Origin of the sequence: Mycobacterium sp. (genome assembly GCF_049281135.1) — a bacterium.
Lineage (GTDB): Bacteria > Actinomycetota > Actinomycetes > Mycobacteriales > Mycobacteriaceae > Mycobacterium.
Window position 1 is genome coordinate 1 of the sequence record NZ_JBAPRN010000203.1, and the last position, 8,450, is coordinate 8,450.

Consider the following 8,450-nt stretch of genomic DNA (forward strand, 5'->3'; position numbering starts at 1 on the left):
ACATCAGACAGTCCACTCGTCCCGCGGCCCCACTGTCTGGAGACCGCGTCGATCAGCGTCACTTCGCCGCCGCACGCGACCAGTCCAGCCGCGAAACCCTGTGCGATGAAAAGGGCCTCAGAGTCCGGATCCACCCCGACCACCAGAATCCTGGCCGTGCCCCCGACTCGGATCAACTGACCATCAATGCCTACTTCCAGGGTGTCGGTATCGGGTTCCCCTTTGACCACGCAGCCCACCGCGAGCCGCCAGAACCGGTCCCGCAGCGAAGAGGGGTCGTCATCGGCGGCGATGGTGCCGCGATAAGTCAGACCAACGCCGGCGAGCTGGCCTGCACTTTTCACGATCGGATCAGTGCGATCGCGGTACACCGCGAGAAGCGACCCAAGCACCATTCCGACGAGGGCAGCCAACGCGGTGTCGCGAACAGAATTGCCCCCGCGCGCGACGGTGGGAATGTCTCCACCGAGTACCACCCACGCCCTGGAGCCGTCGCGGCCAGGCCGCTCGACTTCTAGAACATACTGCTGCAGGCCTAATTCGGCCGCAGACACTATTTGAACCGCGTCATTGGCGTTGGGCGACGTCGCAGTGACGATGACCATCGGCTGCCGGGAGTTGACGCGCGCGTCGATCGAGTGCTGAATCGTCTGCGGCGATATGCGTCCCGAAAGTTTCTGTGAGGCCCTTGCCGCGACCTCCGGTCCGCGCAGGAACTGCGCGTACGTCGGCGCCCGTTCCACCGAGACCTGCTCTCCGCTGTAGGCGTCGCTGGCTGTGCCCAGACTCCCTGACGTGGAAATGATGACCCTGCCCTGGGCTGTATACGACACCGGCCCAGCTAGCGACCAAGCCAGCGAGAGACACACGCAGATCAGGGTCACGACCACGACGACCCGCCATCGCTGCCGGATCACCCTCCATAGTTCCTGTATCTCCACGACGCCCCTATACCCTTGCTCGCGCTCGCGTCACATAGCCTCGGTAACCGCCGCGCTCACCTACATACCGATGATACATCTAAATCGGAGAATCCAGGCTATTAGTACTAATATATACGACTAGCACAACTCGCAGTCTTCCACTAGTCCACGAGGGATGCATATACCCGGATAGCCCAGTACCAGGTTTGGCCTGGTCAAGAACAGACCGCGAAGCAACCGCGTGCTCCGACGGAGACACCGGGGCCCAGTGCTGGTGGCCAGCCACGGCTGGATGAGCGCTCCCGCTGAGGCCGGCTCCGCCGAAATGGGGCGTCGGGCGAGGCTCGGAAGCCGGCGCTTGGACCGCGGCATGCGAGGCGGGCAGCAGCGACTAGGTCGGGCGCGCTCGTCAGGTTACATACCGGCGATCCGTCACATGGCAGATATTCATGCTATATAAAGGTATTGACGCCCAACTACAAACCGGTAGTCTAGAGATATACCTGGATTCGGGGCACAGGAGCAGAGCAGACCGCAGATCGACCTGCTGATGCGACGCAGCGACCGTCGCTCAGTGGGCCCCGACGGCGCGCCGCCGTTTGACGACTGCGCTCGATTAGCCAAGGAGGCGATAGGGATGGATGTTTCTTACGAGAAACAGACCGTCGATAATCCCAACCCGATCGCGCGGTTCGCCCATCGCACACGGTTGAAGAAGTCGAAGCGACTTTTGATGCCATTTTTGGGGGATTCGGCCGTGTTGCTGGACTACGGCTGTGGCCAAGGGAAGTTTTTGCATGATATCGCCGTCGATATCAAGGAAGAAAGATCGGACGTAGTACTACTGGGATACGATCCTTATCAGAGTGCACAATACGACGACTTCCGCATCGTCTCCGATCCGACTGCCATCGCGGCACAATCGGTCACTATCCTGACATGCTTAGAAGTCTGCGAGCATTTGACAGATTCGGAAACGCAGCAGTTCGTAGACTTCGCATTGCATGCCCTCGCACCGAACGGCAGGATGTTGGTAACAGTTCCAATCATGACGGGCCCGGCCGTCCTGTTGAAAGAGCTAAGTCGAAGCATTCTTTTCCGTCGGCGTTCGGACATGACCGGATCAGAGCTATTCAAAGCGGCAATTCTAGGAATTCCTGCGCGCCGCGCCGACGATATCAAGGCATCTCACCGCGGTTTTGACTGGCGTGCAACGCAGCGAACTCTTCTCGGAAACTTCCGGTGCGTCAATATCGAGTTTTCCCCGCTGCCGTTTAAGAGTTCCTACGGGCAAAGCCAGGTCTTGATGCTGTTCCAGAAAATATGAGAATCGTCAAACGACGTTTGTCTTTGTGTCCGTGAATTTCAGGTGGCGTTCTCGTCCGGGGACTGCCCGGCGGCCGGAATGGCGCCCACCAGACTGTAGGTCACTACCGTCATCGACGAGGACCGTGCCGCCCCAAGGCCGGGTCAGCGCGCCCGTTGCCACCGGCCCGCGGCCTCCATCGATGCCGACGACGAACCCGCCCATTGGTTCTCTGAACGTGCCGCCAGGGCTACAGACTGCAAACTTGCAGATTGCGTTGTATACGGTCAAATAGTATGTAAACTGCGATATGAGTACATGCCTGGTATATGGATGTCCGTAGCACGAGGCGCCGCCGCGGTAACCGCGGCCCACTGCTTCCGCTAGGAGGAGCACATGTCGATTGTGACCACGCAACCAGAGTTGTCGACGGTGGCGGCGGGCAGCGTGCCGAACATCGGTTCTGCGATGACGGCCGGGAATGCGGCCGCCGCGGCTCCCACCACTAAAGAGGTGCCGACATTCTTCGGACCGTCTGATTCGCCATTGTTCGGCGTGCTTCATCTGCCGGTCGATAACCGGATCAGGGGCGGGGTACTGATCTGCGGTTCGCTGGGAAAGGAGGGGATGGACAGCGTCCGACTGCAACGGGTCCTCGCCGACAGCCTGGCGCGCCGCGGTTTCGGCGTGCTGCGTTTTGACTATCTGGGCTCGGGTGATTCTGCATACGCTCAGGTCCGTGATGACGCGGTGGCCAACTGGGTGGCAAGCGTGGGCCGCGCGCTCGACTACCTCAAGCTGATCGGCGCGGAGTCGGCGACCGCTATCGGCATACGTGCCGGGTGCCTCGTCCTCAACGAGTACTTGGCCCAATCCCACACGGTCAATCGCGTGGTCTACCTCGATCCCTATGGAACGGGCAGGCGTTACCTTCGGGAACACACCACGCTGTTCCGGGTGTCGGTGGGCGAGGACGCTGCTACGCCCGGCGAAGTGTCAATCTTCGGCGGGCGGTTGAGCGACCACGCCGCCGCAGAATTCGCCGCGCTGCGGATGGCTGCCAATCCAGTCAGTGCCCATGGCGTCGACAACGTACTTGTGGTGGGACGACCAGCCGAGACCGACAAGCGTGTCACCGCCCTGGCATCGGCCGAGGGAGTTGATTCGATCATCACCGGCGGTCTGCCGGAATGCGCCCGACCGAGGGACGTGTTGGTACCGATCCCTTCCACCGCGGTCGATTCGATCATCGAGTGGATCGACGAAAACGCTCCCACTCGTACCCATCGCGTCGTGCCCCGATACCGGACAACGGTGACGATGCCGGCCGACGGGCCCGACGGGGCCGACGTTGTCGAGAGCATCGAACGAATCGGACCGAACGGCCTATTCGCCATCCGCACGCTGCCCCGACACCGTAGTCCCGCACCCGCAAAGACGGTGTTGTTCTTCGTGACGGCCAACGACTTGCACGTAGGACCCGCCCGGGAGTGGGTTGAATTGTCACGTCGCATCGCAGCGGCTGGATCCCAGGCGGTGCGCTGGGACCCGGCAAGACAGGGCTTGTCGGGCCAGGTCAGCCGGAACCGTTGGCGCAGAATCTATTCCAAGGCTGACGTCACCAACTCGATAGCGGTGGCCAGACATGCGTGCCAAGACGCCGGCGAACTCGAGCTTGTCGGTATCTGCTCCGGCGCGTGGTACGCCGCTCAGGCCGCCCGCGGTATCGGTGCGCACTCGGCGATCCTGGTCAACCTGCTGGTGTGGAATTGGCGCGTCACCCCCACCTTGCTGCAGCAGTGGGGCGTCCGGAAGGAAGCGCTACACGCCAACGCGGTACTACACGCCAACGCGGCCAGTGACACGGGCGGCGGCGCTGGCGAATCCACAACAAAACGCCTCAAGGCACTTCTCAACCCGGCTCGGAAGCGGACGAAAAGCTCTATACACCAACACCTCCCGCGATTCGTCCTGCGGGTGTTGAGCCAGGTCGGACTCGTCTTGCTGCCGGAGAATGTTCTGACAACGCTTGCCCACCGTGGAACCAACGTGACGCTGATTACCTCGCCCGAGGATGCCGAGGAGTTCACTGCCAAAGGCGGCCGGGCAGCCCTTGACCGACTGCAAAGGACGTCGCGGCCGCCCCGCCTGATCGCCATACCCACCGGCGATCATTCCGCCCATCACCCGGCCATATTGGCGGCGATCCGCAACGCGGTGTTGCCGGTCGCTGCTGTTTCCTCAACCGAGCACATCGGTGTATCGAACATTACGTCGATTGAGAGTCGCCGAAATCGTCTAGGTCCCCTCGCTAAAAATGCGTGACGCGTTTTCGTGGAGGGAGTCAAGCCTTGTTCGGCGGGATGTTGTTCACGGGTGAGCTTCGGGCCATCTTCTGATCTTGTCGGATCACCGAGCGCCCACACGTCGAGCAGGCGTGAACCGGACAGGCATGGAGTGGATGCCGTTGATCAGTGTTGACCGCATGCGCTCGACAGGCCCCGCCAACTCCATGTTCTTCATCCGGCTCAGCACCTCCGATACGAGGGTGGCCGCCTCCACCCGGGCCAGGTTCGCGCCGAGGCAAAAATGGGCGCCGCCGCCGCCAAATGCCAAGTGCGGATTGGGCTTACGAGTCACGTCGAAGCGGTCGGGATCGGCGAAGTGGGCCTCGTCCCGGTTCGCCGACGGGTAGAACATCGCCACCCGGTCGCCCTCCTGCACAGGCACCCCGCGTAGTTCGGTGTCCTTCGTGGCCGTCCGGAAAAACGCGATGAACGGCCCAATGTAGCGAAGCATTTCTTCAACCGCAGTCGGCAGCAGCGACGGATCCGCCTCCAGCTTTGCCCGCTCCTCCGGGTGGTCCATCAGCGCACACGTGCCGCCGGCGACCAGGTTACGGGTTGTGTCGCCGCCCGCATTGATCAACAGCAGGAACAAGAAGTTGAACTCGCTTTCGGTGAGGCGCTGTCCGTCGACCTCGGCATGCAGCAGCGATGTCGCGATGTCATCGCCAGGATCCGCACGTTTGTGGGCCACGAGTTCTGTTGCGTACCCGAACATCTCGGCGCCCGCCTTCATGGCGCGCTTGTCGCCTATCAGACCGGTGTTCATGATCTCGGTCAGCTCGTAAAGCCGGTAGCCGTCTTCCAGCGGAATGCCGAGCAGTTCGGCTATGACATATGAGGGCAGCGCCCCGGCGACGTCGGTGACGAAGTCGCACTCGCCCCGCTCGATGACGCTGTCGACCACGTCGCGCGCCATGTCCGTGATGCGCTCGTTGAGCTTCGCTACCTGGCGCGGCTTGAAGCCCTTGCTGACCAGAGCGCGCAGCGCGGTGTGCCGAGGCGGGTCCATCGTCAACATCAACACCCCCCGCTGGTCGGCGATGTCGTCGGGACCGGGCACGTCGAAGTACACCCCAGTCGCCTCCGATGACCACGTTGCGCTGTCGCGGGACACGGCAAAGACCTCGTCGCGGCCGGTGAGCGCGAGAAACCCGGGTCCATCCTTGTACGGGTGCCAGGCCACGGGTGCGCAGTCGCGGAGCTTCCGGAACGCATCGAAGGGCATTCCCGCCATGTATGTGTCCGGATCGGTGAGGTCGACACCGCCGATGCTGATCGCGTCTTCAGTCACGTCCGACCTCTTCTCTAGTGATGATCGCGCTCAGGACTAGACGGTGTAGCCGGTCGAGAATATCCCGCACCGGAACCTTTCGGCAGGCGGTTTCGGTCGGCCGTTCCAGCCGCCGCCTGAGGTCCACCGCGCCAATGGAGTCCACTCGTCCTCGTAGGCCGAATGGAACGGGTAGAAGACCAGACACTTGTAACTAGTTGTCTTCTTGCGCTCGCATTTTCATCGCTTAGAGCAGGTATGAAGGGTGACCCCGCTTATCCTGGAACAAAAGATGTGTTCCGAATACAGCGCCTGCGGAAGTCACTTCGCAGTTCACACGGAGGCAGCCATAACACCCAAGCGGCCCAAAGCCCGCCCTCTCGCGGTGAAAAACGCCGCGCGTGGCGTCGTTGTCAAGGTTATGCCGTGGATTCCGCCGTGGCTCAAACGCCTCCTGACGGGCGGCAGAAGGGTCACCGTCGACGGCAACACCCTTGACGCCACGCTTCAGTTGATCCTGATCGCCCAACGAAGCAGACGTACTGGCGGTCTCTCGGCTGGTGGTGATCTGGAAGTTGCCCGCGCCCTGATGCGGAAATCAAATGCGGCGATGGACATCGACTTAGCCGTCCCCACCACCGACATCACGATTCCCGGCCCCGACAGCCCGCTTCGAGCGCGACACTATCGACCGGCCGTCGCCGAGGCGGCTCCGCTGCTTCTCTTCTTCCACGGCGGCGGTTTCGTCGTGGGAGACATCGAATCCCACGACGGACTGTGTCGGATGATTTGCAGAGACGCCGCGATCCACGTGTTGTCGGTGGACTACCGGCTCGCACCCGAACACCGGGCCCCGGCTGCGGTCGATGACTGCGTCGCGGCCTATCGATGGGCACGTGGACACGCCGCCGAGCTAGGCGCTGACCCGTCCCGAATCGGCGTTGGTGGTGAGAGCGCTGGCGGAAACCTGGCAGCCCTCGTCACGCTGCGTAGCCGCGAAGAGGGTATTCCGCAGCCAGCGCTGCAAGTGCTGCTCTATCCGCTCCTCGACCTCTCCGCGAAGACCCGGTCGCGCACCTTGTTCTCGGACGGGTTCTTCCTGTCCAAGCTGCAGGAGGAGCGGTTCGTAGACCTGTATCTGGACGGCACTGGCCTTGCCGCCGACGATGCACGGGTATCACCGCTGAAAGCCGCTGATTTATCTGGATTGGCCCCCGCTCTCGTACTCACCGCAGGATTCGATCCACTACGCGACGAGGGCAACGAATACGCCGCGGCGCTACGCTCGGCCGGCGTCACGGTCGATCACCGACAGTTCGATGCACTGACGCACGGCTTTGCGGGTTTCACCCCATTTGGAGGCGGCAGCGCGGACGCCACCACGGCCACCATCTCGGCCATCCGAGCCCACCTCAGCCGCGGCTGAGGCGCGTCTCTCCCTGTGACGCCAACCGAATTGAAAGTGGCAACCGATCGTCGGGCTGACGCCCTACCTCATTCCATTCGTTCGACCCATTGAGCGCGAGCTGCCCCGGCTCGTATAGCTGCCTAGACAATCACTACAGGGAATTATCGCGCACGCAGGAAAGGGTGCCGCCACATGACGTCAAGACTTCCGCGACTGTCTGGCCGGGTGACCCCCTGCGCCCTCGGCTCATCCCTGCTGGGTCCGCGGCGCGGCCAAGCCGGACGGCGACGCATTCTCATGGCGACGTCCCCCAGAATTACGAATAGCGCGGCCAGGAGAGCGCCTCCAACGACGTCCGTGAGCCAGTGGAGACCAAGATACAACCGGCTGAAGGCAACGATCAGCACACCGGTAACCACCAACGCTGTGAGCAGGGCCCGCAAGGTACGGCTCCGTCCGACCCCGATGCACACGGCGATGATTCCGAGCAGCGCGCCGGTGCCCGCCACGTGTCCGGACGGAAACGGATGGTGATCGGTACTCAATAGCGGTGATGCCAGGACCTCCGCTTGAGTCAGTGGGCGGTCAACGACGGCCTTGATGGCGGTCTCGGCGAGCGTAGCCGCGCCGACCGTGGCAATCACTATGACTCCCGGCCTCGCTGAGCGAGCACGCCAAGACAGTAACGCTCCGCCGATTAGTCCGGCCGCTGCGATCACAGCGGAGCTGCCGAGACGCGCGGTTGTCAACGAAGCTTCGTCAAGCCCGTGGGATCGGTGGATAGCTTTTCCGATCCAAGACGCGGTGGGAGCGTCGTACGCCGTTACCCATCCATGGGCATGCACCCCGATCGCGAGCGCCGTGAAGGCCATCAGGAGCCCCGCGGCGACCAACACCGCTGCCCGTTTTCGGTCACCAACCAGCGCGCCGGCAACTAATAAAAGGGCAATCCCGATGAGCACGATGGTGGTGATGTTGTTCTGGATGACTAGCATTCTGCAGCACGCAGCGCTAACCCGCCGAGACCGCCCGCCCCGCAGGCACGAATCCATCAAGGCCCGTGCACTGCCCGGATAGACGAGCTACCGGTCCAGCGCTCGGCAACCAGTCCTTGAACACCACGGTCGGCCCTGCCTAGGCGAGATGGCTGCAGTTACCGGCGGCGCTGCTGAACACGACCACCAGACGTCAGCAA

Annotated in this window: 6 protein-coding genes; 3 read left to right on the top strand and 3 right to left on the bottom strand. The window is 62.5% G+C overall.

What is annotated here, in order from left to right; genetic code table 11:
* Nucleotides 1-941, bottom strand: a 941-nt coding sequence (locus tag WAN02_RS08475) for a Wzz/FepE/Etk N-terminal domain-containing protein (RefSeq protein WP_422263711.1), incomplete at its 3' end; no start/stop codon positions are given.
* Between the two features lie 556 nt (nucleotides 942-1,497).
* On the opposite strand from WAN02_RS08475, the gene WAN02_RS08480 reads away from it, so the two are divergent.
* Together WAN02_RS08480 and WAN02_RS08485 are read left to right on the top strand one after the other, a co-directional pair.
* Nucleotides 1,498-2,250 carry a class I SAM-dependent methyltransferase gene (locus WAN02_RS08480; RefSeq protein ID WP_422263712.1) on the top strand — a complete coding sequence of 251 codons (753 nt, stop codon included), beginning with the start codon at nucleotides 1,498-1,500 and terminating at the stop codon, nucleotides 2,248-2,250.
* Between the two features lie 375 nt (nucleotides 2,251-2,625).
* Nucleotides 2,626-4,554, top strand: coding sequence for a PE domain-containing protein (locus tag WAN02_RS08485; RefSeq protein ID WP_422263713.1), 1,929 nt, complete (start codon nucleotides 2,626-2,628; stop codon nucleotides 4,552-4,554).
* Nucleotides 4,555-4,638: 84 nt separating this feature from the next.
* On the opposite strand, the gene WAN02_RS08490 is transcribed toward WAN02_RS08485, so the two are convergent.
* Complete coding sequence (locus WAN02_RS08490) at nucleotides 4,639-5,811, bottom strand: cytochrome P450 (RefSeq protein ID WP_422263716.1); 1,173 nt, start codon at nucleotides 5,809-5,811, stop codon at nucleotides 4,639-4,641.
* A gap of 421 nt (nucleotides 5,812-6,232) precedes the next feature.
* Between WAN02_RS08490 and WAN02_RS08495 the strand changes: the two genes are divergently transcribed.
* Nucleotides 6,233-7,273, top strand: coding sequence for an alpha/beta hydrolase (locus WAN02_RS08495; RefSeq protein WP_422263714.1), 1,041 nt, complete (start codon nucleotides 6,233-6,235; stop codon nucleotides 7,271-7,273).
* 143 nt (nucleotides 7,274-7,416) lie between these two features.
* Here the strand turns inward: WAN02_RS08495 and WAN02_RS08500 are convergent, their stop codons facing one another.
* Entirely contained in the window at nucleotides 7,417-8,307 is an 891-nt protein-coding gene (locus WAN02_RS08500; RefSeq protein WP_422263715.1) for a phosphatase PAP2 family protein, read from the bottom strand.
* Nucleotides 8,308-8,450 lie beyond the last annotated feature (143 nt).

What these genes read in the sequence shown, in the direction of transcription:
- WAN02_RS08485 (WP_422263713.1), top strand. Translation starts at nt 2,626, where the DNA reads ATGTCGATTGTGACCACGCAACCAGAGTTGTCGACGGTGGCGGCGGGC.
- WAN02_RS08500 (WP_422263715.1), bottom strand. Translation starts at nt 8,307, where the DNA reads ATGGATTCGTGCCTGCGGGGCGGGCGGTCTCGGCGGGTTAGCGCTGCG.
- WAN02_RS08490 (WP_422263716.1), bottom strand. Translation starts at nt 5,811, where the DNA reads ATGGCGGGAATGCCCTTCGATGCGTTCCGGAAGCTCCGCGACTGCGCA.